At 69.8% G+C, this 23,415-nt stretch carries 22 protein-coding genes; 18 read left to right on the top strand and 4 right to left on the bottom strand.

Annotated features, from left to right (window positions below; all coding sequences use genetic code 11):
- The first annotated feature begins 157 nt into the window (after nt 1-157).
- Nucleotides 158-517: a hypothetical protein gene (locus ACS5PM_RS14510; protein WP_439388354.1), complete on the top strand. Its 360-nt coding sequence runs from the start codon at nt 158-160 to the stop codon at nt 515-517.
- Here ACS5PM_RS14510 and ACS5PM_RS14505 read toward each other — a convergent pair.
- Complete coding sequence (locus ACS5PM_RS14505; protein ID WP_439388353.1) at nt 514-1,713, bottom strand: acyltransferase family protein; 1,200 nt, start codon at nt 1,711-1,713, stop codon at nt 514-516. The two genes, ACS5PM_RS14510 and ACS5PM_RS14505, sit on opposite strands and share 4 nt — an antisense overlap.
- A gap of 76 nt (nt 1,714-1,789) precedes the next feature.
- On the opposite strand from ACS5PM_RS14505, the gene ACS5PM_RS14500 reads away from it, so the two are divergent.
- From ACS5PM_RS14500 to ACS5PM_RS14445, 12 genes are all read left to right on the top strand, one after another.
- Nucleotides 1,790-3,073: an NAD(P)/FAD-dependent oxidoreductase gene (locus ACS5PM_RS14500; RefSeq protein WP_439388352.1), complete on the top strand. Its 1,284-nt coding sequence runs from the start codon at nt 1,790-1,792 to the stop codon at nt 3,071-3,073.
- A 52-nt stretch (nt 3,074-3,125) separates the two neighbouring features.
- Nucleotides 3,126-3,590, top strand: a complete 465-nt coding sequence (locus tag ACS5PM_RS14495; protein ID WP_439388351.1) for a hypothetical protein — start codon at nt 3,126-3,128, stop codon at nt 3,588-3,590.
- A gap of 29 nt (nt 3,591-3,619) precedes the next feature.
- On the top strand, nt 3,620-4,345 hold the full coding sequence (locus tag ACS5PM_RS14490) for a protein-tyrosine phosphatase family protein (RefSeq protein WP_439388350.1): 726 nt from the start codon (nt 3,620-3,622) through the stop codon (nt 4,343-4,345).
- A complete protein-coding gene (msbA, locus tag ACS5PM_RS14485; protein ID WP_439388349.1) occupies nt 4,342-6,090 on the top strand; it encodes a lipid A export permease/ATP-binding protein MsbA in 1,749 nt (582 codons plus the stop codon). Before ACS5PM_RS14490 ends, msbA begins: the two co-directional genes overlap by 4 nt.
- Nucleotides 6,091-6,336: 246 nt before the next feature.
- Entirely contained in the window at nt 6,337-6,717 is a 381-nt protein-coding gene (locus ACS5PM_RS14480) for an ectoine synthase (RefSeq protein WP_439388348.1), read from the top strand.
- Nucleotides 6,718-6,985: 268 nt separating this feature from the next.
- The gene (locus ACS5PM_RS14475) at nt 6,986-8,464 is read left to right on the top strand and encodes an AMP-binding protein (protein WP_439388347.1); all 1,479 of its coding nucleotides are present in this window, start codon (nt 6,986-6,988) and stop codon (nt 8,462-8,464) included.
- Entirely contained in the window at nt 8,461-8,721 is a 261-nt protein-coding gene (locus ACS5PM_RS14470) for an acyl carrier protein (RefSeq protein ID WP_439388346.1), read from the top strand. The genes ACS5PM_RS14475 and ACS5PM_RS14470 overlap by 4 nt, the downstream gene beginning before the upstream one ends.
- A 1-nt stretch (nt 8,722) precedes the next feature.
- Nucleotides 8,723-9,895: an acyl-CoA dehydrogenase family protein gene (locus ACS5PM_RS14465; RefSeq protein ID WP_439388345.1), complete on the top strand. Its 1,173-nt coding sequence runs from the start codon at nt 8,723-8,725 to the stop codon at nt 9,893-9,895.
- A 22-nt stretch (nt 9,896-9,917) separates the two neighbouring features.
- Nucleotides 9,918-10,631 (top strand): transglutaminase-like domain-containing protein, encoded by a 714-nt coding sequence (locus ACS5PM_RS14460; RefSeq protein ID WP_439388344.1) that lies wholly within the window; start codon nt 9,918-9,920, stop codon nt 10,629-10,631.
- 12 nt (nt 10,632-10,643) lie between these two features.
- Nucleotides 10,644-12,017: a TrpB-like pyridoxal phosphate-dependent enzyme gene (locus tag ACS5PM_RS14455; protein WP_439388343.1), complete on the top strand. Its 1,374-nt coding sequence runs from the start codon at nt 10,644-10,646 to the stop codon at nt 12,015-12,017.
- A gap of 34 nt (nt 12,018-12,051) precedes the next feature.
- Nucleotides 12,052-12,966, top strand: a complete 915-nt coding sequence (locus ACS5PM_RS14450) for a DMT family transporter (RefSeq protein ID WP_439388342.1) — start codon at nt 12,052-12,054, stop codon at nt 12,964-12,966.
- Nucleotides 12,963-13,793, top strand: coding sequence for a maleate cis-trans isomerase family protein (locus tag ACS5PM_RS14445; protein WP_439388341.1), 831 nt, complete (start codon nt 12,963-12,965; stop codon nt 13,791-13,793). The genes ACS5PM_RS14450 and ACS5PM_RS14445 overlap by 4 nt, the downstream gene beginning before the upstream one ends.
- Here the strand turns inward: ACS5PM_RS14445 and ACS5PM_RS14440 are convergent.
- Both ACS5PM_RS14440 and ACS5PM_RS14435 read right to left on the bottom strand, forming a co-directional pair.
- Nucleotides 13,771-14,448: an SRPBCC family protein gene (locus ACS5PM_RS14440; protein ID WP_439388340.1), complete on the bottom strand. Its 678-nt coding sequence runs from the start codon at nt 14,446-14,448 to the stop codon at nt 13,771-13,773. The genes ACS5PM_RS14445 and ACS5PM_RS14440 overlap by 23 nt on opposite strands.
- 73 nt (nt 14,449-14,521) lie before the next feature.
- Nucleotides 14,522-15,622, bottom strand: a complete 1,101-nt coding sequence (locus ACS5PM_RS14435; protein WP_439388339.1) for a substrate-binding domain-containing protein — start codon at nt 15,620-15,622, stop codon at nt 14,522-14,524.
- A gap of 146 nt (nt 15,623-15,768) precedes the next feature.
- Here ACS5PM_RS14435 and ACS5PM_RS14430 point away from each other — a divergent pair, with 146 nt between their 5' ends.
- Genes ACS5PM_RS14430 through ACS5PM_RS14410 form a run of 5 tightly spaced genes read left to right on the top strand, consistent with a single transcriptional unit; the run spans nt 15,769 to nt 21,884 of the window.
- On the top strand, nt 15,769-16,236 hold the full coding sequence (locus ACS5PM_RS14430) for a formate dehydrogenase subunit gamma (RefSeq protein WP_439388338.1): 468 nt from the start codon (nt 15,769-15,771) through the stop codon (nt 16,234-16,236).
- Nucleotides 16,233-17,873, top strand: a complete 1,641-nt coding sequence (locus ACS5PM_RS14425; protein WP_439388337.1) for an NADH-ubiquinone oxidoreductase-F iron-sulfur binding region domain-containing protein — start codon at nt 16,233-16,235, stop codon at nt 17,871-17,873. Before ACS5PM_RS14430 ends, ACS5PM_RS14425 begins: the two co-directional genes overlap by 4 nt.
- 12 nt (nt 17,874-17,885) lie before the next feature.
- Entirely contained in the window at nt 17,886-20,843 is a 2,958-nt protein-coding gene (gene fdhF, locus ACS5PM_RS14420; protein WP_439388336.1) for a formate dehydrogenase subunit alpha, read from the top strand.
- Nucleotides 20,840-21,679, top strand: coding sequence for a formate dehydrogenase accessory sulfurtransferase FdhD (gene fdhD / locus ACS5PM_RS14415; protein WP_439388335.1), 840 nt, complete (start codon nt 20,840-20,842; stop codon nt 21,677-21,679). Before fdhF ends, fdhD begins: the two co-directional genes overlap by 4 nt.
- Nucleotides 21,669-21,884 carry a formate dehydrogenase subunit delta gene (locus ACS5PM_RS14410; protein ID WP_439388334.1) on the top strand — a complete coding sequence of 72 codons (216 nt, stop codon included), beginning with the start codon at nt 21,669-21,671 and terminating at the stop codon, nt 21,882-21,884. Before fdhD ends, ACS5PM_RS14410 begins: the two co-directional genes overlap by 11 nt.
- On the opposite strand, the gene ACS5PM_RS14405 is transcribed toward ACS5PM_RS14410, so the two are convergent.
- Nucleotides 21,865-23,415 (bottom strand): glycoside hydrolase, encoded by a 1,551-nt coding sequence (locus tag ACS5PM_RS14405; RefSeq protein ID WP_439388333.1) that lies wholly within the window; start codon nt 23,413-23,415, stop codon nt 21,865-21,867. The two genes, ACS5PM_RS14410 and ACS5PM_RS14405, sit on opposite strands and share 20 nt — an antisense overlap.

Below are 23,415 nucleotides of genomic sequence, written 5' to 3'. Positions count from 1 at the left end.
CGGAAGTCCGCGAACCCGTGCGCTACCTCACGGCGCGGCGGCACGCGCTGAACAGCCGCTGCAGCCCATTAGTTTTCCGACAGGGAACAGGTGTCCGGCCCTGGTCATCCGACGCGCCGGCCCTTAAGCTTCCCAGCCCGCGTCGAACCGCAGTGTCGTGATTCCAGCTTCTTCCGAGCGCGATGCCCTGAGGGGCCTGCTCTCCAGTGCCATCGGCCCCGTCGGCGGCCCCCTGGTCTGGCTTCTCGTGCGGCTCGTGTCCGCCGCCTTGTACCCCTGGTTCTGGGCCTGGTCCCAGGCCCGCCACTGGCAGCGTCATCGCGAAGCCCGCGAGGGCCGCATGGCCTGGTTCGGCGTTGCCGCCGCATGCGCCCTCGTGATGACCAGCGTGGCCATCGCGCGGCACGCCGGGACGCCGGCACTCGTCGCCCGTTCGGCCGGCCCGCGCCCGGCCCAGACCGAGGTTCACTCGGCAGACGGCTGCGCCGGTGGGCACCGCAGCCCGCTGCACTGCTAGAACTTCGATTCCCCGGCGAGCACCCGCGTGTCGGCCCCGGCCGGCGCCGGGAACAGCGTCGGCACCACCCGGTCGCGCCAGCGCATCACCGGCTTCTCGACCAGCCCGTACAGCATCCAGCCCACGACCAGGCAGGCCAGCGCGACGGCGGCGATGCGAAGCGGCTCCGGCCAGCCGAGGGCCGTCCATGCGGCCGCCACGTTGACGGCCACGGCCTTGTGCGTGAGATAGACCGAGTACGACGTCGCGGCCAGCAGCTTCGCCCCCGGCACGCGCGCCTCGCGCAGCGGTGAATCGAAGGCCACCGCGCCCACGAGCAGCACGGCGTAGGCCCAGGCGATCAGCGAGTAGCCGGCGATGGTCATGAACGGGCCGTAGCCGTAGCCCTCGACGTAGTAGTGCCCCTCCACGCCCCACCAGGCCAGGCCCACGGCGAGCACGCCGGCGACGAGCCAGGTGCGCGTGGCGGACGTGAAGTGCGTCCAGCTCAGCGGGTGCTTCTCGCGCCACAGCGCCACCGCCAGCCCGGGCAGGAACTCGTCGATGCGGGCCAGCGTGCCGTAGTAGGCGACGGAGTAGTAGCCCTGCGTGCCCGCGCCGCCCGCCGCGACCTCTCGGCCGAACTGCAGCCACAGCCAGCCGCGCCAGGCCATCGCGGCCAGGGTGCCGAGGGCGATCAGCGTCCACGCGCTGCGCACCGTCAGTCCCCAGGCCGCGGCCGCCCGCAGCCCGGCCCAGACGACCAGCGGCAGCAGCAGGTAGAACTGCTCCTCGATGCACAGCGACCAGGCGTGCGAGAACGCCGTGCCCGGCTGCAGGCCCCAGTTCTGGGTGAAGGTCAGGAAGCGCCACAACGGCGGCGGCGTCTTGCCGCCCATCACCGCCGGGAAGAGGAAGTACAGCGCCAGCACCACCCAGAAGGCGGGCATGGTGCGCAGCAGGCGCCGCGCGTAGAAGGCCGGCACCGACAGCCGCTGCCCGCGCGCCAGCCCCGAGAACACCTGCTGGCCGATGAGGTAGCCGCTCAGCACGAAGAACAGGTCCACCCCCGTCCAGCCGACGTTGCCCAGCCAGCCGAAGGTCGGCGCATGGCTCACGAAGACCTGGTAGTGGTAGAGGAAGACCAGGACGATCGCCAGCGCGCGCAGGGTGTCCAGGCCCGCCTGGCGGGGCGGTTTCGGGAGGGCTGGCTTCATGGGCGATCGGCAGGTCAGGAAGCCGCGCACGTTAGCATCCGGCCTGTGACTTGCAATGAGAGCGGCAGGAGGGCGAATGCACCATGACGTGGTGGTGGTCGGCGGGGGCGCCGGCGGTCTGGAGCTGGCGTCCCGCCTGGGGCGCGCCCTGGGGCGCAGGAGCGGCCCGCGCCGCGTGATGCTGGTGGACCGCTCGGTCTTCCACATCTGGAAGCCGACGCTGCACGAGGTGGCCGCCGGCACGCTGGATTCGCACCAGGAGGGCCTGAGCTACACCGTGCTCGCCCGTCGCAACCACTTCAGCTTCTCGCTGGGCGAGTTGCGCGGGCTCGACACGGCTGCGCGCACGCTCAAGCTCGGCGCGATGCACGACGAGGAGGGCAAGCTCCTCGTGCCCGAGCGGCAGCTGTCCTACCGCTGGCTGGTGCTGGCCGTGGGCAGCGGCTCCAACTTCTTCGGCACGCCCGGCGCCGAGCATGCCTATGTGCTGGAGCAGGCCGCCGATGCCGAGCGCTTCCGCCGCCACCTGCAGGCCGCCTTCACGCGCAGCGCCTTCGCCGCCGACAAGCGGCTGGGCATCGCCATCGTGGGCGGCGGCGCGACCGGCGTGGAGCTTTCGGCCGAGCTGATCGAGGCCCACCAGGAGACGCTGGCCAGCCTGGACGCCGAGCAGGCCTTCCGGCTCGACCTGACCATCGTCGAGGCCGCGCCGCGCATCCTGGCCGGACTGCCGGATCGCATTTCCGCCCAGGCCAAGACGGCCCTGGAGCGAAAGCAGGTGCGGGTGATGACCAACACCAAGGTGCAGGCGCTGCAGCCCGACCGGCTGGTCACCGACCAGGGCGAGATCCCGGCCGACCTCATCGTCTGGGCGGCGGGCATCAAGGCTGCCGAGGCCAACGCCGGCTTCGGTCTGGCCACCACGCGGTCCAACCAGTTCGTGGTCAACGAGAAGCTGGAGACTTCGGCCGCTGGCGTCTACGCCCTCGGCGATTGCGCCGCCTGCCCCTGGGTCGAGGGCAAGCTGGTGCCGGCCCGCGCGCAGGCCGCGCACCAGCAGGCGAGCTTCCTGCTCGGCGTGCTGAAGTGCCTTCTGCACGAGCGCGAGCCGGGCAACGGCCGATACGTCTACCGCGACTTCGGCTCGCTGGTGTCGCTGGGCGAGAACAAGGGCGTGGGCAACCTGATGGGCGGCCTGGCGGGGCGCAACTTCTTCGTCGAAGGCCTGATCGCCAAGTGGATGTACATGTCGCTTCACCTGATGCACCACCGCGCCATCCTGGGCGCCGGCGGCACCTTCGTGCTGGCCCTGGCCCGGCTGCTGCAGCGGCGGGTGTCGGGGCGGCTGAAGCTGCACTGATGAGCGCGCGTTCGGCCCCGTGCGCGCCGAAAGGTCCGAGGACAATCAAGCGATGAAGACCCGATTCCGTTTCCTGGCGATCCTCGCCGCGGCCACGCTGGCGGCCGGCTGCAGCCTCATGGGCCCGTCCCCGAAGCCCGCCCCCATGGCCGACGCCTCGACGGCGGCGACGCTGGTGCTGTACCGCGTCCACCTCGGCGACCCGGGCGACGACTTCACCAACCACAACGTGTACCTCGATGGCGCGTCCGTGGGCCGCCTCAACGCGAACGAAGAACTGCTGCTCAAGGTCGCGCCCGGCGTGCACGAACTCAGCGTGCGCCCCGAGACGAAGCTGATCGGCAGTGCCCGCCAGGAGCCGCTGAAGTACAGCCTGCAGCTCACTCCCGGCTCGACCCGCCACCTGCGCTACCGCACGGCCGCGGGGCCGGCCCGGATGGACGCGGCGACCGGAGCGGTCTACGCCGACCGCGAGCTGGGCCCGGTGAGCGAGCAGGACTACGCGAACCGGCGTTAGCCCGCGGGCCGCCACCTAGAATCCCCGGGTTGTCCCCAGGCCCTGCGCGGCAGCTTGCCGGCCGCCACCCCTTCCGCTCGATGCCCCAGAACCTCTCCACCCGCCTCGGCCGGCTTCGGGCCTGGCTGAGCATGCACCTGGTGGACCATGGCTTCGTGCGTGCGGTCTACAACAACTTCCACGACCTGGGCGGCGGCATGTACCGCCTGTCGCAGCCGAGCCCGGCCCAGATCCGCGCCTACCGCGACCAACTGGGCATCAAGACCATCGTCAACCTGCGCGGCGAGCATGGCTACGGGTCCTACGCGATGGAGGCCGAGGCCTGCCGCGAGCTGGGCATCACGCTCGTCGACCACCGCATGTACTCGCGCCAGCCGCCGACGGTGGCGACCATCGACGCGACCCAGGCGCTGTTCGACTCGATCGAGTACCCGGCGCTCATGCATTGCAAGTCAGGAGCCGACCGCGCCGGCCTCGGCTCGGTGCTGTACCGGCACTTCCGCATGGGCGTGCCCATCGAAGAGGCCAGGCGCGAGCTGGGCTGGCGCTACGGGCACTTCAACTTCGGCCAGACGGCCGTGCTCGACTACTTCTTCTCGCGCTACCTGGCCGAAAGCGCGACCGAGCCGATGAGCTTTCTCGAGTGGGTCCACACCCGCTACGAGAAGGTCCCGCTGCACGAGGACTTCCACCGCCTGCGCAAGGAGAACGGCATCGGCGACTGGTTCCTCGACAAGGTCCTGCACCGCGAATGAAGCAAGGCCTGCAGATCTACCGGCGCCTGCTCGGCTACACCCGGCCCTACTGGCAGGTGGTGGCCATCTCCCTGGCAGCGATGGCGGTGGCGGCCTCGCTGGAGCCGGTGATGCCGGGGCTGCTCAAGCGCCTCATCGACGACGGCCTGATCGCCAAGAACCCGACCGCCGGCTGGCGGCTGCCGGCCTTCCTGCTGCTGGCCTTCATCGTCAAGGGACTGGCCGAGTACGCGGCCAACGTGGCCAGCCAGTGGGTGGCGCAGCGCGCCATCACCGACCTGCGCCAGCAGGTCTTCCACCACCAGACCGGCCTGCCCCTGTCGACCCATCAGTCGCAGACCCACGGCCGCATGCTCTCGCGCGTGCTCTACGACATCCCCCAGGTGGGCCAGGCCCTGTCCAATGCCTGGATCATCGTCGTGCGGGATTCGCTGATCATCGTGGGCCTCACCGCCTACCTGCTCTACACCGCCTGGCAGTTGACGCTGCTGATCGTCGTCGTCGCGCCGGCGGTGGCCTTCATCATCCGCGGCGCCAGCCGCAAGCTGCGCGGCTCGAACCAGCTGCAGCAGCAGCTCACCGGGCAGATGGCCGGCCTGGTCGAATCGAGCCTGGTCGGGGTGAAGGAGATCAAGATCTTCGGCGCGCGCGACTACGAGGCCAGCCGCTTCAACGCCCTGGCCGAGAAGCTGCGCAAGGCCACCATGCGCACGGTGCGCGTGCAGGCGGCCAACGTGCCGCTGGTGCAGGTGCTGGCGGCCGCGGCCGTGTCGGGGATCATCCTCGTCGTCACCACGCTGTCGGCCAAGGACATGCTCACCCCCGGCGAGTTCGTCAGCTTCGTGACCGCGATGTCGATGCTGTTCGAGCCGATCCGCCGCCTCACCAACGTCAACTCGACGATCCAGAGCGGCCTGGCCGCCGCGCAGGCCATCTTCGCGCTGCTCGACGAGCCCATAGAGCCCGAGCAACCCGCCGGGGCCTTGGCGGCGCCGCTGCAGCACCGCGAGGCCGAGCCGCTGGTGTTCCGCCACGTCGGCTTCAGCTACCCCGGCCAGCCCAAGCCCGCGCTGGCCGACTTCAACCTCGTGCTGCGGCCCGGGCAGACGGTGGCGCTGGTCGGCGCCTCGGGCAGCGGCAAGTCCACCGTCACCAACCTGCTGGCGCGCTTCTACCTGCCCGAGAGCGGCCAGATCCTGTGGGGCGACGCCCCGATCGACGCCCTGCCGCTGGCCGACTGGCGCGCGCAGCTGGCGCTGGTGGGCCAGCAGGTCGTGCTGTTCGACGACACGCTGGCGGCGAACATCGCCTACGGCCGGCCGGGCGTTTCGCGCGGGGCCATCGAGCGCGCCGCCCGCGCGGCCCATGCCTGGGAGTTCATCGAACGAGCGCCCCAGGGCCTGGACACGCCGTGCGGCGAGAACGGCCTGAACCTCTCGGGCGGCCAGCGCCAGCGCATCGCCATCGCCCGCGCCTTCCTCAAGGATGCGCCGCTGCTCATCCTCGACGAGGCCACCTCCGCGCTGGACAACGAGAGCGAGCGCCAGGTGCAACAGGCGCTGCCCGAACTGATGGCCGGCCGCACCACCCTCATCATCGCCCACCGCATGTCCACCATAGAGCACGCCGACCTCATCGTCGTGCTCGACGAAGGCCGCATCGTCGAGCAGGGCAGGCATGCCGAGCTGCTGGCGCGTGGCGGCGCCTATGCGCGCTTGCACAAGGCCCAGTTCGCATCCACTTGATGGGTCGATGCTTGACTGTTAAAGTAACTCGGCAGCTTGACGCATAACTAGCAAGATACAGAGTGGTGGCTCTTCCCGAGAGAGCGTTTCAAGACCAGTCAGGCGCAAACACAAAGCACGTCCATCGCCGGGCCTCCTGGCCCGCGGCACATCGCTGAGCGCGGTGTGGCCGCTGCTTGCGCACGCCCGTGTGCTCGCTCGGGCGATGGATTGACGTACAGACAGCTCGGAGGAATTCTTGTGTTTGTGAAGTCTCTTGCGGACGTAGAGGCGGATGGCCTGTGCGTCGAATGGGGCGCGGGCACCAGCCATCGCCTGCTGACCAGCCGTGACGGCATGGGTTTCACGGTGTGCCACACCGTGGTCCGTGCAGGGACCGAATCCCTGCTGCAGTACCGCAACCACCTCGAGGCGTGCTACTGCATCGCCGGCGAGGGCGAGGTCGAGGACATGGAGGGCAATGTGTTCCCCATCCAGCCCGGCGACATCTACGTGCTGGACAAGCACGACCGCCACGTCCTGCGCGGCGGCAAGGCCACCGACCTGATCCTGGTGAGTGTCTTCAACCCTCCGCTGAAGGGGGACGAGCGGCACAACCTGCGGGATCCGGACGGGTCGGCTTATTGAAGGCCCCCAGGGCCGGGCTGCGCCTGGCCCGCCCCCCGAGGGGGTTCAAGCAAAGTGGCCAAGCCACATTTGCTTGAGAGCGCCCCCAGGGCCGGGCTGCGCCCAACCCGCCCCCCAAGGGGGCTTCAAGCAAAGCGGCAAAGCCACATTCAAAAGTGGCAAGCCTCCTTTGCTTGAGCGCGCCTGACCCCATTCGTCCGCCTCGGCTGCTCGGGGCGCTCGGTCATTGCGTCCGCCGGAATCCGGCGGGCATGAAGGAGCTCGTCCAATGACGATCGAAGAGTTGATGCGCCGCTTCCGGCAGCAGGCCAGGACGCACGCCTCGGCGCCAGCCCTGTGGTGGCGCGGCGAGGCGGTCTCCTACGGCACGCTCGAAGGAATGGCCGACCGGTGGGCCAGCGAACTCGCTCGCTGGCCCGCCGGGCCGGTGTGTCTTTCGGGGCGTGCCACCCCGCCCGCGATTGCCGCCGTGCTCGGCGCGCTGAGCGCCGGCCGCGCCGTGCTCTTCCACGCCGCCACCGCGAGCGAACAGGAGGCAGCCCGCTTCGCTGCAGCGGCCGGCAGCCGGGTCGGATGGGCCGGTGACGCCTGGGCCGCCCTGACCCCGGTCAACGAGACGGGACCGGCGCCGGTCATGGATGGATCGACCGTCTTCCTGTTCACGACCTCGGGCTCCACCGGCTCGCCGAAGGTGGCGCCCATAGGCGCATCAGCGGTGACGCAGTTCGCCGACTGGGTCCATGAGCGCTTCCGGGTCGGCCCCGGCCGCCGCGTGCTGAGCTACGCACCGATGAACTTCGACCTCAGCCTGCTCGAGGTCTGGTCGACCTTGCTGCTGGGGGGCAGCGTGGTCCTCGTCGAGCGCGAAGCGGCTGCGGACCCGCGCCAGCTGCACGGCGTGATCGAGGCCCACGCGGTGCACGTCGTCCAGGGCGTGCCCCTGCTGTACGAGCTGCTGGCCAAGGCGCAGGCGAGCTCGCCCTTGTCCAGCGTGGAGCACGCGATCTTCACCGGCGACGTGATGCGGGCGGACTGCCTGCTCAGGCTGCCTGAACTGCTCCCGTCGGCCCGGCTGTACAACGTCTACGGCTGCACCGAGACGAACGACAGTTTCATCCACGAGGTCTCGGCCGGCGCCACGGGTCCGATGCCGCTGGGCGAGCCCCTGCCCGGCGTGCGGTGGTTCCTGGCGAAGGACGAGGGTGTGCTGTCCGGTCCCGGCGTGGCGGAGCTCTTCGTCAGCACGCCCTTCCAGTCGGGCGGCTACCTGCTCGGTCCGCACGAGAAATTCGTCGATCACCAAGGCACGTCCGGGCCGACACGCTACTTCCGCAGCGGGGACCTGGTCCGCCGCCATCCGGACGGCCGGCTGACCCTGGAGGGTCGCGCCGACCACCAGGTCAAGGTCCGCGGCCAGCGGGTGCTGCTGCCGGAGGTGGAGGCTGCGCTGGCCGCTCACCCCGACGTGGTGGCCGCCGTCGCGACCACCGTCGACACCGGCGATCTCGGGGCCGTGCTGGTGGCCCTGGTGCACCGCGCCGACGGCAGCGCCCTGAACAGCCTGAAGCTCAAGAAGCACTGTGCCGGGCGACTCGCCCCGGCCAGTGTCCCCTCCCGCTTCTTCTTCACCGAGGCGCCCATCCCGCGCAATGCCAACGGCAAGCCCGACCGGCGGGCCGTGAAGGCCCTCGTCATCCGGCTGAACGAAGAAGCACGACCCACCCAACCCATGGTCCAACCCGCATGAAAGATCTCATCCGCGCCTTCATCGTCAGTGAATTCGTGCCCGACACCGATCCGGCCGAACTGGCGGACGACTACGACCTGCACGACGGCGGGGTCATCGACAGCCTGAGCCTGTTGTCCGTCGTCACCTGGCTGCAGCAGCGCTTCGGCATCGACATGGACCGGATCGAACTCAAGCCCGAGTACTTCCGCAGCGTCGAGTCGATCGCCGCCTTCGTCGATCGGCACGCGAGCGCCTTGGCGCCGGCAGGGAACTGAGGTGCCCCAGACGCGAGACAACCCGCCAGCCTGGCTCAGGTGGAATGGCGTGCAGCAGGAGCTGCGCGAAGCCATGCGCCAGCTCGGCGCGGCCCTGTCCGAGGGCCACCTGGCGCGCGAACGCACCGGCGAGTTCAGCTCGGGCCACTGGGCCACGCTGGCGCGCTCAGGACTGTTCGGCCTGCCGCTCGAGGAGCGCTTCGGCGGCCTGGGCCTGGACCTCGTCACCACCATGGGCGTGTTCGAGGCGCTGGGCGAATCCTGCCGCGACGGCGGGCTCGCCTTCTCGGCCAGCACGCACCTCGTCAGCACCGGAATACCCGTGCAGCGCTTCGGCTCGCAGGCCCTGCAGGAACGCGTCCTGCCGGGCATCGTCGACGGCTCGCTCATCGGCGCCCATGCCATCTCCGAGCCCGACAGCGGTTCGGACGCCCTGGCGATGCGCACCCGGGCCGTCCGCGAAGGCGAGCACTGGGTCCTCAAGGGCTCCAAGACCTTCGTCAGCAACGCCCCGATCGCCGGCGCGTTCGTCATCTACGCCCGCACCGATGCGAGCGCCGGGCCGCTGGGCATCACCGCGTTCCTCGTGGCACGGGACACCCCGGGCCTGCAGGTCGGCCGGCCGATGGACAAGATGGGGTTCAAGACTTCGCCGATGGCCGAGCTGTTCCTCGATGACTGCGTCGTCTCCGACGCCGAGGTCGTGGGCCGGGTGGGCAGCGGCTTCCTGGTGCTCGACCACGTCATGAAATGGGAGATCCTGTGCTCCTTCGCCGTGACGCTGGGCGAGATGACGCATCGCCTGGAGCGTTGCCTCCAGCAGGCCAGGAGCCGCCGCCAGTTCGGCCAGGCCATCGGTGCCTACCAGTCGATCTCGCACCAGCTGGTCGACATGCAGATCGGCCTCGAGACGGCCCGCATGTGGCTGTACCGGGCCGCCGACCGCTTCATCCGCCGCGAGGACTGCACGCGCGAAATCGCCATCGCCAAGCTGGTGACGAGCGAAGAGAACCTCAAGTCGGCACTGGCCGCCGTGCAGATCTTCGGCGGCAGCGGCTACATGAGCGAGATGGGGCTAGAGAAGGACCTGCGGCAGGCGGTCGGCGGGCGCATCTACTCCGGCACCTCGGAGATCCAGCGCAACCGCATCGCCAGCACGATGGGTCTGCCATGAAACAACACGGGAGGACATGAATATGAGCATCACCACCACCGATGCAGCGGCGCCGTCGCTGCTGGAGGCCACCGAGTTCCTCGACACCGGCTCGGCCGAAGTCAGGCGACTGGTCGAGCAGACGCTGACGGGCGAGGAATCCGCTCGTGAGCGCGCGGTCAAGCTGTACTACGCCGTTCGCGACGGCATCCGCTACGAGGTCTACGGCGCCAGCCTGTCGCGCGAGGGACTGAAGGCGAGCGCCATCCTGCGGGCAGGCTTCGGCTTCTGCATCCACAAGTCGGTCGTCTATGCGGCGGCAGCGCGCGCCGCTGGCATCCCCAGCCGGCTGGTGCTCGCCGACGTGCGCAACCACCTGGCCTCGGAGCGCCTGCGCGAGCTGGTGGGCGGCGACCTCTTTCGCTTCCACGCGCTGACGTCGGTGTTCGTCGACGGGCAATGGGTCCGCGCCACGCCCGTCTTCAACAAGATCCTGTGCCGTCTCTACGGCATCTCGCCGCTGGAGTTCGACGGCCGCACGGACAGCCTCTACCACCCCTACGACTCGAACGGCCGGCGCCACATGGAGTTCGTCCACCACCACGGCGAATTCGACGACTTCCCCTACGAGCTGGTGACCGGCGGGATTCGCAACGCCCATCCGAAGCTGTTCGCCAGCCAGGACCGGACCACCACCGGATCCCTCGCATCCGAAGCCCCGCAACCCTTTGAAGCATCGGCGCCGACGGCGCCTTGAGGAGAACCCGACATGTCATTCGACAAGAACAAGACCAAATTCCTGCTCGAAGAGCGCGACATCCCGCACGTCTGGCAGAACCCCGCGGCCGACCTGCCTTCGATGGCGCCCATCCTCGATTCCACGACCCGCCGGGCGCTGGGCCGCCAGGAGCTCACGTCGAGCATGGCGCCCGAGCTGGCCGAGCAGGAGCTCAGCGTCGAGCGCGATTTCGAGATCCCCGAAGCCGTGCGCGAGATCTATCGCCAATGGCGCCCGACGCCGCTGCACCGGGCGCGCCGCCTGGAGCAAGCGCTCGGGACGCCGGCCCGCATCTACTTCAAGAACGAGTCAGTGGCGCCCACCGGCAGCTTCAAGCCGAACACCTCGGTGCCGCAGGCCTACTACAACCACCTCGCGGGCAAGCGCGGCCTCATCGTGGAGACCGGTGCCGGCCAGTGGGGCTGTGCCGTCGCCTATGCCGCAGCGCTGTTCGACATGAGCGTGCAGGTCTTCATGGTCAGGGTCAGCTACCAGCAGAAGCCCTATCGACGCTCGTTGATGGAGACCTACGGCGCCACCTGCATCCCCAGCCCGAGCGACACCACCCGGGCGGGGCGGTCCATCCTCGCCGACCGGCCAGACCACCCTGGCAGCCTGGGCGTCGCCAAGTCGGAGGCGCTCGAGCTGGCCATGGCGGACAAGACCCTCGGCTATGCCCGCGGCAGCGGCCTGAACTATGTCTGCGCCCACCAGAGCGTCATCGGGCAGGAGGCCATCCGGCAGATGGACATCGCGCAGGAGTATCCCGACATCGTCATCGGCTGCGCGGGTGGCGGCAGCAACCTCGCGGGCCTGGCCTTCCCCTTCCTGCGGGCGCAGCAGCTCGGCGGGCCGAAGGTGCGGCTGATCGCTGCCGAGCCTTCCGCCTGCCCGACGCTCACGCGCGGGCGCATCGCCTACGACTACGCCGACGCGATGCGGCTCACGCCGCTGTTCCGCATGCACACGCTGGGCCATCGCTTCATCCCGCCCGCCGTCCACGCTGGCGGCCTGCGGGCCCACAACATCGCCCCGGTCATCAGCCGCGCGGTCGAGGAAGGCTTCATGGAAGCCGTCGCGCTCAGGCAGGTCGACTGCTTCGAGGCCGGCGTGCTCTTCGCCCGCACCGAAGGCATCGTTCCGGCACCGGAGAGCACCCATGCCCTGCGCGCGGCCATCAACGAGGCCCTGCGCTGCAAGGCCGAGGGCCGCGCGCAGACCATCCTGTTCGGCCTGTCGGGCCACGGCAACTTCGACCTGGCCGCCTACGAGCAATACCTTTCCGGCCGGCTGCAGGACGACTCGCTGGACGACGCCGCCGTGGCGCACGGCCTGGCCAGCATCCCGGCCGTCGAGCTCGCCTGACATCCCTTTCCTCTTCTTCGAGAAGGTCTCATCCATGAACAGCGCGAATCTCGCCCGTTTCCTCTCGCTCGGTGCCATCTGGGGCGCGAGCTACACCCTCATCAAGCTTTCCCTCGCCGGGCTCACGCCGTCGCAGCTGGTGCTCGGCCGCTTGCTGCTGGGGGCCCTTCTGCTGCTGGTGGTGGCTCGCGCTCGCACGCTGCGCCTGCCGGCCTTCGGGCCCGTCTGGGGGCATTTCGTGGTCTCGTCCGCGCTGGGCATGGTGGCGCCGTTCCTGCTGCTGGCCTGGGGCGAGCAGCACACCAGCGCCGCCATGGCCGGGACCATCATCGCGGCCCTGCCGCTCGTCACCATGGCCTTCGTCAGCATCATCCTGCCGACCGAGACCATCAACTCGCGCAAGCTCGCGGGCATGGTGATCGGCTTCGCCGGCACGGTGCTGGTCATCTCGCCGTGGCGAGCGGACAGCGGCCAGCTCGGCGCGCAGCTCGCTGTCCTGGCCGCGGCGACCTGCTATGCCGCGCAGACGGTGTACGTGCGCAAGTTCCTGTCGCCGCTAGGCCTGCCGCCGCTGGTGCTGGCGGCCTCCCAGCTGCTGGTGGCGCTGTTCGAGCAATTGCTGATCACGCCCTTCATGCCCTGGCAGACGCCGGTGTGGACGCCGTCGGTGATCGTCAGCACCGTCGTGCTGGGCTTCCTGGGCACCGGCATCGGCTATGTCTTGTACTTCCGTCTCATCAGCGAACTGGGTGCGACCACCGCCTCGGCCGTGAACTACCTCGTCCCCGTCGCCGCGCTGGTGATCAGCTCGGTCGGCCTCCACGACGAGACGACCTGGAACATGTGGCTGGGGGTGGGCCTGGTGCTGGTCGGCCTGGGCGTCGCGGAGAAGCGCTTCGGCGGCGCCGCGCCGCGGCCGCTGGCCGTCAAGGCAGGCGAGCAGCGATGAATCTGACGACGCACGGCGGAGCCGGGCCCGGTGACCACCCCCGCTGGGGTTCGCGTGCCCGCCTGGGGCTGCTGGTCATCGACACCGATCCGGTGGCCGAATTCGAGTTCCAGGCCATGGCGCCGGCCGGCGTCTCGCTGAACGCGGCGCGCTTCGCCAGCCCGCGCCTGCCGGGCTCCGGCGAGTACGGCGACGCGGCACGTACCGTGGCCGAATCGCCGGACATCGCCCGCGGCCTCGACCAGTTGGGCCGCATGCGGCTGGACGCTCTGTGCGTCTGTTTCGTCACCAGCGGCTTCTTCGGCGGAGCGGCCTTCGACCAGGCCTTCATGCGCCAGGCCAGCGAGCGGGCGGGGGCGCCGGTGGTCTCGGCCTCCGACGCGCTGGTCGTGGCGGCCCGACAGGCCGGCATGCGGCGCCCCATGCTCGTCCTGCCGCCCTGGTTCAAGCCCGAGATTGCTCAGGCCGCTCGCAGCTACCTGGCGGAATGCGGGATCGAGACCGCGGCCACGCTGAGGCTGAGCGGCGGCCCCCGCTGGGAGGGCGTCGAGCCGTGGCGCATCTGGGATGCCGGCGGGCAGTGGGATGTCCGGCCCGCGGAGGTGTACCGAGAGGTCCGCCGTGCCATGCCTGCGGACGCCGATGGGGTGATCATCGGCGGCAGCGGCCTGCGGTGCCACGAGGCCGTCGCCTGGCTGGAACAGGACCTGCAACGGCCCGTCATCACCTCCAACCAGGCCAGCCTCTGGCGATGCCTGCGCCTGGCCGGGGTCCACGCCGACGGCATCGGGTGCAGCCGCTTCCTCAGCGAGCAGGCTCGCGGATGAATGGCAGCTCCGCCTGGGGGAAGGGCGGCTCGCGCACCATCTTGTGCAAGGACAGGATGGTGTGCCACGGTCCCTCCCATACGGCGGCATTGGCGAAGTGGCGAAGCAACGGAAACGCGAGGTTGCCGCCCGGATCGCCCATGCCCTCGAACAGCACCTCGACGCGTCCATCGGCCCGCGGAGTGAAGACCCAGCGGGATTCGAAGACCGACATGCGGACCCGGTCGCTGCGAGCGGCCGGCGCGTCCGCTGCGGGCCGGCACATCACGGTCACGGCCAGGCTGTTCGGATCCTGCGCCACGTCCCAGGCCACGACCGATTCGCGGTCCTTCAGCGGGAACGGCGAGGAGGTGACCACCAGCGTCACGCCGCGCGTCGGCCCGTCGGTGCGCAGCAGCGCCGCCTCGCGCAGCCGATAGACCCAGGCCGGAGCGCGCGTGGTGTCCAGCAGCACCGCGACCAGCGATGTCAGGCGCGCCTCGATGACGGTCGTGGCGCGGAAGGTCGGCACGCCGTCAGGCCGCTCGCCCGACCAGACCTTGGTCGAAGTGGCGGCATCCTCGCGCTGCAGGCGCCACGCGATCGCTTCCTGGCCCCACACCGGCGCCGCCAGGAAGATCGCCACGGCGGCACACCAGCCCTGCACTCGACTCATCGCACGATCATGCTACGGCGCCCGATGAGGCGTGTTGCCGCTTCGTGTCGGTCATGACGATCCTTTGCCGTCCTCATGCACGTGTGCCCGCCTTGCGCGCCGGCACGCCGGCACCGAGCACGGAAGACAGCGGCTCGACGCTGCCCGTGGCGTCCGTGGAGTAGCCGGGCAGGGCATCGACCGCGCGCCGGTACTCCGCGCTGCGCAGGATGCCCAGTGCCTGCTGCACGGCCGGCGTGTCGATGCGCTCGGCGTGGCAGAGCAGAAAGTAGCGCTCTCGCTGCAAGGGAATGAATTCGAGCTTGAACTCGCGAGCCGGCACCTCGACGCCCATGCCCGCATCGGCCATGCCGCTGGCGACGAAGGCCGCCACCGCGGCGTGGGTGAACTCGCACTGTTCGTAGCCGCGGATCGCCGCCGGCGAGATGCCGCGGGCCTGCAGCATCAGGTCGAGCAGGAAGCGCGTGCCCGAACCGGCCTGGCGGTTGATGAAGCGCACGTCGGCGCGGGCGAGGTCCTCGACGCCGTAGATCTTCTTCGGGTTGCCCGGTCGCGTCATGAGACCCTGGCGACGGGTCGCCAGGCGGATCACCCGTTGCCGCGCCGGATCGAGCCGCAGGCGGAAATGGTCGATGGCGGCCGCCTCGAACTCGCCCAGTGGCAGGTGGAAGCCGGCGATGTCGCACTGGCCGTTGGTCAGCGACTCCAGGGCCTCGACGCTGCCGCAGTACTTGAGCTCGTGGGGCACGCCGGCGCGTGCCATGAAGTCGTGCAGCGCCTGGACGGCGAAACCGTGGCTCGCCTGGATGCGCAGCCGGCCGGGCTGCGGGGCCAGCAGCTTCTCGATCTCGGCCCCCAGCTCCGAGGCCAGCGAATCCAGCGCCGGCGACAGCCGCGCCTGGATGCGGCGCTGCGCCCAGACCAGGCGCTCGCCCAGCGGCGTGAGCTCGGAGCCCTTGCCGCGCGACATCACCAGCAGCGGCTGGCCGAACAGCGATTCGCCCTCGCGCAGCAGTTGCCAGGCATGGCGATAGGAGAGGCCGCAGGCCGTGCAGGCGCGGGCCAGGCTGCCTTGCTCGGCGACCTGCACCAGCAGTTCGACCACGCGAGCGCCGAGGCTGCGGCCTTCGGGGGCTTCGATGGTCCATTGCGGCGTGATCGAGACGCGGAACATGGGCAAATAGGCTGTGCACAGCCGATGGAAACGCCAGTCCGCATCATATTGCCGCCCAGCTCATTTGCCACCACCATCGGGCGGCCCTCTGGCGCCGGCATATGCACGGCGCCGCCTATTTGAAAGCCGACCGGAGAAGCGCCCCCATGCCCCAAGCCCTGGACTCCGTTCGCCAGATCGCGAACGCCCACCGCGAGCTGCCCGGCGGCCTGCTGCCCGCCCTGCACGCGGTGCAGGAAGCGCTGGGCCACGTGCCCGACGAGGCGGTGCCGGTGCTGGCCCAGGCCCTGAACCTTTCGCGCGCCGAAGTGCACGGCGTCGTCACCTACTACCACCACTTCCGCCGCACGCCGCCCGGGCGGCACGTGGTGCAGGTCTGCCGGGCCGAGGCTTGCCAGGCCTGCGGCGGCGAGGAACTGCTCGCCCACGCCGAACGGTCGCTGGGCTGCAAGGCGCACGAAACGAGCGCCGACGGTCGCGTGACGCTGGAGCCGGTGTATTGCCTCGGGCTGTGCGCCTCGTCACCGGCCGTGCAGATCGGCGAGCGGCTGCATGCCCGCGTGACACCGCAGCGGCTGGATCGATTGCTCGCCGCGCTGGAGGCTCGGCCATGAGCCCGGTGATCGTCTACGTGCCGCGCGATGCGGCCGCCCTGGCCGCGGGTGCCGATGAAGTCGCGGCCGCCATCGCCGCCGAGGCCGCGCGACGCGGCCGCGAAGTGCAGGTCGTGCGCAACGGCTCGCGCGGAATGTTCTGGCTGGAGCCACTGGTGGAAGTGAAGACGCCGCAGGGGCGTGTCGCCTACGGGCCGGTCATCGAGGACGACGTGCCCGCCCTGTTCGAAGCCGGCCTCCTCGAAGGACAGGCTCACGCGCTGAGCCATGGCCTCGTCGACCAGATCCCCTGGCTCGCCAGGCAGGAGCGCCTGACCTTCGCCCGCATGGGCGTGACGGACCCGCTGTCGCTGGCCGACTACGAGGCTCATGAAGGTTGGGCCGGCCTGAAGCGGGCGCTGGCGATGAGCGGCGCCGAGATCGTGCAGCAGGTGCTGGACTCTGGCCTGCGCGGCCGTGGCGGTGCGGCCTTCCCGGCCGGCATCAAGTGGCGCACGGTCCTGCAGGCGCAAGCCGCGCTCAAGGAGCGAAGGGCCGCTCCCGAGGTCCTTGACCCCCTCGGGGGGCGGGGCGGGCAACAGCCCGACCCTGGGGGCCCTACTGCCTACGTGGTCTGCAATGCCGACGAGGGCGACTCCGGCACCTTCTCCGACCGCATGACGATGGAGGGCGATCCGTACATGCTCATCGAAGGCATGGCGATCGCCGGCCTGGCAGTGGGCGCGACGCAGGGCTACCTCTACATCCGCTCCGAGTACCCGCATGCGGTGGCGACGATGGACGAGGCCATCCGCCGCGCGACGGCGGCCGGGTTCCTCGGCGCGGACGTGTGCGGCAGCGGCCGGCCCTTCCGGCTGGAAGTGCGCAAGGCCGCCGGGGCCTACGTGTGCGGCGAGGAGACGGCGATGCTCGAGAGCATCGAGGGCAAGCGCGGCATCGTGCGAGCCAAGCCGCCGCTGCCGGCCATCGAAGGCTTGTTCGGCCGGCCCACGGTGATCAACAACGTGATCTCGCTCGCCAGCGTGCCCATCATCCTGGCCCGCGGCGCGGCCTTCTACCAGGACTTCGGCATGGGCCGCTCGCGCGGCACGCTGCCCTTCCAGCTGGCCGGCAACATCCGGCATGGCGGGCTGGTCGAGAAGGCCTTCGGCCTGAGCTTGCGCGAGCTGGTCTTCGATTTCGGCGGCGGCACGCGCAGCGGCCGGCCGGTCAAGGCCATCCAGGTCGGCGGCCCGCTGGGCGCCTACGTGCCCGAATCGAAGTGGGACGAGCCGCTGGACTATGAGGCCTACGCGGCCTTCGGAGCGGTGCTCGGCCACGGCGGCATCGTGGTGCACGACGACACGGCCGACATGGCGAAGCTCGCGCGCTACGCGATGGAGTTCTGCGCGCTGGAGAGCTGCGGCAAGTGCACGCCCTGCCGCATCGGCAGCACACGCGGCGTGGAGGTGATTGACCGCGCCATCGCCGGCACCAACCGGCCGCAGCAGATCCACCTTCTGCGCGACCTGTGCGACACGATGCTCCACGGCAGCCTGTGCGCGATGGGCGGCATGACGCCCTACCCCGTGCTCTCCGCGCTGGATCACTACCCCGAGGATTTCGGCGTCGCGGCGCCGACCGAGAAAGCCGCCTGAAGGACACGCGACATGCTGCAACACCTGAAGAACGAGATCGACTTCGGCACGCCGGCGCGCGTGTCCGACCGAACCGTGACACTGACCATCGACGGCGCTCAGGTCACCGTGCCCGCGGGGACCTCGCTGATGCGCGCCGCCGTGGATGCCGGCGTACGCGTGCCCAAGCTCTGCGCTACCGACAGCCTGGAGCCTTTCGGCTCCTGCCGGCTGTGCCTGGTGGAGATCGAGGGCCGCCGCGGCTACCCCGCCAGCTGCACCACGCCCGCCGAGGCCGGCATGGTGGTGCGCACGCAGACTCCGAAGCTGCAGGACCTGCGCAAAGGCGTGATGGAGCTCTACATCAGCGACCACCCGCTGGATTGCCTGACCTGCAGCGCCAACGGCCACTGCGAGTTGCAGGACATGGCCGGCGTGACCGGCCTGCGCAACGTGCGCTACGGCGTGGGGGCCGCGGCCGGCGCGCACCACACCCAGTCGGCGAAGGACGAATCGAACCCCTACTTCACCTACGACCCGAGCAAGTGCATCGTCTGCAACCGCTGCGTGCGCGCCTGCGAGGAGACGCAAGGCACCTTCGCGCTGACGATCTCGGGCCGAGGCTTCGACAGCCGCGTCTCGGCGGGCCAGGACCAGCCCTTCATGCAGAGCGACTGCGTGAGCTGCGGCGCCTGCGTCGAGGCCTGCCCGACCGCCACCCTGCAGGAGAAGAGCGTCATCGAACTGGGCCAGGGAGAGCACAGCGTGATCACCACCTGCGCCTACTGCGGCGTCGGCTGTGGCTTCAAGGCAGAACTAAAGGGCCGGCCCCCAGGTCCGGACCCTGTCCGGCCCGCCCCCCAAGGGGGATCAGGTGCCTCGGGGCGGCCCAGCGCCACCTGGGGCAATACGGTCGTCCGCATGGTCCCGTGGAAGGACGGCAAGGCGAACGAGGGCCATTCGTGCGTGAAGGGCCGCTTCGCCTGGGGCTACGCGACCCACCAGGACCGCATCACCAAGCCCATGATCCGCGCGAAGATCACCGACCCGTGGCGCGAGGTGAGCTGGGAAGAGGCGCTGGACCACGCCGCCAGCGAATTCAAGCGGATCCAGGCCAAGCACGGCAAGGATTCGATCGGAGGCATCACCTCCAGCCGCTGCACCAACGAAGAGACCTATCTCGTGCAGAAGCTGGTGCGCGCGGCCTTCGGCACCAACAACGTCGACACCTGCGCCCGCGTGTGCCACTCGCCGACCGGCTACGGCCTGGGCCAGACCTATGGCACCTCGGCCGGCACACAGACCTTCAAGAGCGTCGAGCAGGCCGACGTGATCCTGGTGATCGGCGCCAACCCGAGCGACGCCCACCCGGTGTTCGCCTCGCGCATGAAGAAGCGCCTGCGCGAAGGGGCGAAGCTGGTCGTCATCGACCCCCGCCGCATCGACCTGGTCGACTCGCCGCACGTGCGCGCGCGGCACCACCTCCCGCTCAAGCCCGGCACCAACGTCGCCGTCATCACCGCGATGGCGCACGTGGTGGTCACCGAAGGCCTGGTGGACGAGGCCTTCGTCGCCGAGCGCTGCGATGCCAGGAGCTTCGGCGAATGGCGCGAGTTCGTCTCCAGGCCCGAGAACTCGCCGGAGGCTTTCGAGTCCGTCACCGGCGTGCCGTCGGCCGAACTGCGCGCCGCCGCGCGCCTGTATGCGAGCGGCCCCAACTCGGCCATCTACTACGGCCTGGGCGTCACCGAGCACGCTCAAGGCTCGACCATGGTGATCGGCATCGCCAACCTCGCGATGGCCTGCGGCATGGTCGGCCGCGAGGGCGTGGGCGTGAACCCACTGCGCGGCCAGAACAACGTGCAGGGCAGCTGCGACATGGGCAGCTTCCCGCACGAGCTGCCAGGCTACCGCCACATCAGCGACACCACCGCGCGCTCGCAGTTCGAGGCCGCGTGGGGCGTGGAGCTCAGCCCCGAGCCGGGCCTGCGCATCCCCAACATGTTCGACGCGGCGATGGCCGGCAGCTTCCTGGGCCTTTACTGCCAGGGCGAGGACATCGTGCAGAGCGACCCCAACACGCAGCACGTGGCGGCGGCGCTGTCGGCGATGGAGTGCATCGTCGTGCAGGACATCTTCCTCAACGAGACCGCCAAGTACGCCCACGTGCTGCTGCCGGGCTCCAGCTTCCTCGAAAAGGACGGCACCTTCACCAACGCAGAACGCCGCATCTCGCGCGTGCGGCAGGTGATGCCGCCGTTGCCGGGCCTGGCCGATTGGGAGGTCACGATGAAGCTCGCCAACGCGCTGGGCTACCCGATGCACTACAGCCACCCCGAAGAGATCATGCAGGAGATCGCGGCGCTGACGCCGAGCTTCGCCGGCGTGAGCTACGAGAAGATCGAGCGGCTGGGCAGCGTGCAGTGGCCCTGCAACGAGCACACCGCAGAGGCCGGCACGTCGCTGATGCACGTCGATGGTTTCGTGCGCGGCAAGGGGCGCTTCTTCAACACGCAGTACGTGCCCACCGAAGAGAAGGTGACGCGCCGCTTCCCGCTCATCCTCACCACCGGCCGGGTGCTCTCGCAGTACAACGTCGGCGCCCAGACCCGCCGCACGCCCAACAGCCAGTGGCACGACGAGGACCGGCTGGAGATCCACCCCACCGACGCCGAGGAGCGCGGCATCCAGGCGGGCGACTGGGTCGGCATCGCCAGCCGCGCCGGCGAGACGGTGCTGCGCGCGGACGTGAGCGAGCGCATGCAGCCCGGCGTGGTCTACACCACCTTCCACTTCCCGGAGTCCGGCGCGAACGTCATCACGACGGACAGCTCGGACTGGGCGACGAATTGCCCGGAGTACAAGGTGACGGCGGTGCAGGTCAGCAAGGTCATGCAGCCTTCGGAGTGGCAGGCAGGCTATGCAGACTTCAACCGAGAACAGCTCGCGCTGCTCGCCCAGGCGCGCGGCGAAGCGGTCATCGGCAAGTGAAGCCCCAGGACGCCGCCCTCGTGCCCGTAGGCACCCACGCCACGCAGGTGACCGAGTGGCGCGGCGGCCGCACGGCCGTGCGCACCGACTGGCTCGCCGATGAGGTGCCGGTGGCGCTGGTCTTCAACGGCGTCTCGCATGCGGTGATGCTCGCCAGCCCGGCCGACCTGGAGGACTTCGCCCTCGGCTTCGCGCTCACCGAGGGCCTGATCGACTCGCCGTCCGAGCTCTACGGCATCGAGGCACTGCCGCCGACGGACGAAGGCATCACGCTGCAGTTGGAGGTGTCGTCAGCCTGCGCCTGGCGCCTGAAGGAACGCCGCCGCACTCTCGCCGGCCGCACCGGCTGCGGCCTGTGCGGCACCGACAGCCTCGCGCAGGTGCGCCGCGCCCTGCCCCGTGCGCCCGAGGTGCGCGTGACGCCCGAAGCGCTCTCACGCGCGCAACGCGATCTGCGCATGCACCAGGCGATGCAGCAACTCACCGGTGCCACGCACGCTGCGGCCTGGTGCGGCCTCGACGGCGGAGTGCGCCTCGTGCGCGAAGACATCGGCCGCCACAACGCGCTGGACAAGCTCATCGGCGCGATGCTTCGATCACGCCACGAGGCATCGGCCGGCTTCGCCGCCATCACCAGCCGCGCCAGCTTCGAGATGGTGCAGAAGGCCGCCGCGGCAGGCATCGGCTTGCTCGCCGCCGTCTCCGCCCCCACGAGCCTCGCCGTACGTACCGCCCTTGAACTCGACGTCGCGCTGGCCGGCTTCGTGCGCGGCAACGACGGCGTGGCCTACACCCACCCCGAACGATTCGGCTTCGAGCCTCCCCATGGACCTTGAGAACCTCGTCCACATGGCCAACCGCATCGGCGAGTTCTTCGCCGCCATGCCGGACCGTCAGCAAGCCCGCGAGGGGATTGCCGCCCACATCCAGCGCTATTGGGAGCCGAGGATGAGGAAGCGCCTGCTCGAGCACCTCGACGAGGCGCGCGAAGCAGGCCTGCAGGACCTGGTGCTGGAGGCCCTCAGTTCACGAGCGTCGTGATGCTCCTGGCCGGCAGCGTGATGGAGAACGCGTTGCCATTCACGCCTATCGGGGGCTGCTGCTCGAAGGTGGCCGTGGCGGTGGTGCGGTACGGTGTGAGCGCGGTCAACGAGCGGCCGGCGGGATTCACGGAGGTGGTGAGTGCGACGTCGGTGGCGTTCTCGTTCACGAGCACCACCACGGCCTTGGCGTTGCCGGCGCCGGGAGGCGTTCCGTAGGCCGAGACGCGCACTCCTTTTTGAGGCAGCGAGGTGGCGTCATAGCGGACGTAGCCCGGGCGGATGAAGTACGAGAAGTGCTTCATGCCGATGCCGAAGTAGGTCGGCGTGTTGCTGTTGCTGATCAGGCCGGTCGGGTTCGCGTCGTTGGAATTGACGAGCCACCAGTACACGAAGGCGTTGTACTGCGACAGGGTCAGGCCGTCGTGGATTTCCTTGGCCATGGCAATGGCGTCGTCCAGGCTCGTCTGCCAGGCTCCGGAGCCGGTCTTGTTGACCGAATCCAGGAAATGCTCGGTCATCCAGACCTCCTTGCCGAGCTTCGCGGCCGAGCCGGGATAGTTCGGGGTGCCGCCATACAGGTGGCCGCCGACGATGGAGAGGTTGGCGGCCGCCTGGCGGTTCGCCAGCAGCGTGTCCATGGTCGCCTGCGAGGAGTAGAACGACTCCGGCGCCATGAGCTTGGCCGTGGTGCCGGAGACGGCCGTCGCCCCATGATTGGCTATCCAGGACTTCATTTCGGCCGCGCTCCACAGGCAGGATTCATAGTCCTGCGGATCCCAGTCCGGCTCGTTCTGGATCGAGACCGCATGGAGCTTCACATTGCGGGTGGCGGCATAGCGAACGTAGGCGTTCAGGTACTGGGCGTAGCTCGCGTACATCGCCGGATCGAGTCGCCCGCTGTACAGGGGGTTCGCTCTGTCCTTGTTCACGATCTTCATGCTCGCCGGGGGCGACCAGGGCGAAGCGAAGACCAGCGCTCCGCGCGCTTGCGCGGCGGCGCCGTTCTCCAGCTCCGCGGTCCACTGGCCGGTATCGGCCGTCTGCGTGGCGGCGTTCCAGTCGGCCGGCGCGATGCGCAGCCGAAGGATGTCCAGGCCGAGGCTGCCGGGGCCGGTGCCGAACAGGACGTTCAGGCGATCGTCGGACATCTTGCTGTAGTACCAGGCCGCCGAGCCGCCGAAGCCGCGGATGGTCTGCTTCGCATCGCCAAAGTCGACGGCGGCCGTGGCGGGCGACGGCTGGATGGTCAGCACCGTGCTGGTCGTCGCCGGGTTGTAGTGCGCGCTGTCCGTGGGGACGAACCGGGCCAGGATGATGGCGGTGCCCGCGACGGCCGTCGTGGCAGCGCCCAGGGGCTGGCCGTCCGGGGTCGTGTAGCTCGCCGGATCGGCCCAGCCCTGGACGCCATAGATGCCGTAGGGAGCGGTGGTGATCTGGGCGGGCGTCAGGTCGGTCCCCTGGAGCACGGCGGACGGCCAGTCCCACCGGACCGGAGGCTGCGCCTTGTTCACCGTCAGCTTGCGCACCAC

The sequence above is a fragment of the Ideonella flava genome, from assembly GCF_051857595.1.
GTDB lineage: Bacteria > Pseudomonadota > Gammaproteobacteria > Burkholderiales > Burkholderiaceae_C > Ideonella.
Note: the sequence above shows the minus strand (reverse complement) of the source record. Positions and strands in the feature narration are given on the sequence as shown.